Here is a 909-nt window from a genome sequence, read left to right as displayed (position 1 = left end):
TAGCCCCTGACCCTGGCCCCGTAGTTGCTGCCTAGTCCTGATGGCGCCTCGAACAGGCTCAGCTGGCTGGTGCTGCTCGGGGCGCTGCCCAGAGGAATGTCTGAGACGCTGCCGCCCGACACGCTTGCCCAGTGCTCCCGCAGGATGGTGCCCGAGGCGGTGCAGGCGGTGGTGGTGGCCGGCTGCACCGTGACAGTGGCATCGTCAGAGGCGGTCAGTCCTCCATTATCCTGTACCGTGAGGCGGAAGACGTAGGTGCCCTCCAGCAGGCTGCCCACCGTAGGAGAAGCTACTGTCTTACTGCTGAAGGCGGCCGTGCTGGGCCCGCTCACCTGGCTCCAGCTATAGCCAATGATAGTGCCGTCACTATCTGTTCCCGAGCCGCTCAGCTGCAGGCTGTTGGTGGGCAGGGTGATGGTTTTATCAGGACCGGCATTGGCTACAGGAGGCTGATTGGCAGGCGGCGGCGTAGTGCCTCCGCTGAAAGGGGAGAGCCTGCTTCCGGGGATGGGCGCCTCTGTTTTCCCGTCCGGCAGCTGCCAGGCCACGGCCAGGTTGTCTCCTCCCCAGCTCTGCTTGTGCAGGGCCTCGATGTAGTAGCGCTTCCCTGCCTCCAGCCGGACGGCAGCAGACTTCTGGGAGGCATACTTGCCCCACTCACGGGAGTAGGTCCAGCCGGTGACGGAGGCAATCTTCTGCTTGTCAGAGGGGCTGTCGGTGGTGCTCAGCCACAGCTCCGAGTTGTCATCCGAGGCGATAAAGAAGGTGTAGTTGCCCGTCTGCGGCGGGCAGATGTAGCCCCTGACCCTGGCGCCGTAGTTGCTGCCCAGCCCGCTCGGTGCCTCGAACAGGCTCAGCTGGCTGGTGCTGCTCGGGGCGCTGCCCAGGGGAATGTCTGAGACGCTGCCG

The 909-nt window shown here is 64.9% G+C and carries 1 protein-coding gene; it reads right to left on the bottom strand.

Annotated features, from left to right (window positions below):
* A partial coding sequence (locus ACFS7Z_RS27275; protein ID WP_377492667.1) for a PKD domain-containing protein occupies positions 1-909 on the bottom strand: 909 nt, incomplete at both ends.

The sequence above is a fragment of the Pontibacter toksunensis genome, from assembly GCF_042686245.1.
GTDB lineage: Bacteria > Bacteroidota > Bacteroidia > Cytophagales > Hymenobacteraceae > Pontibacter > Pontibacter toksunensis.
The sequence above is the reverse complement of the archived record's forward strand: the minus strand, read 5'-3'. Positions and strand labels throughout refer to the sequence as shown.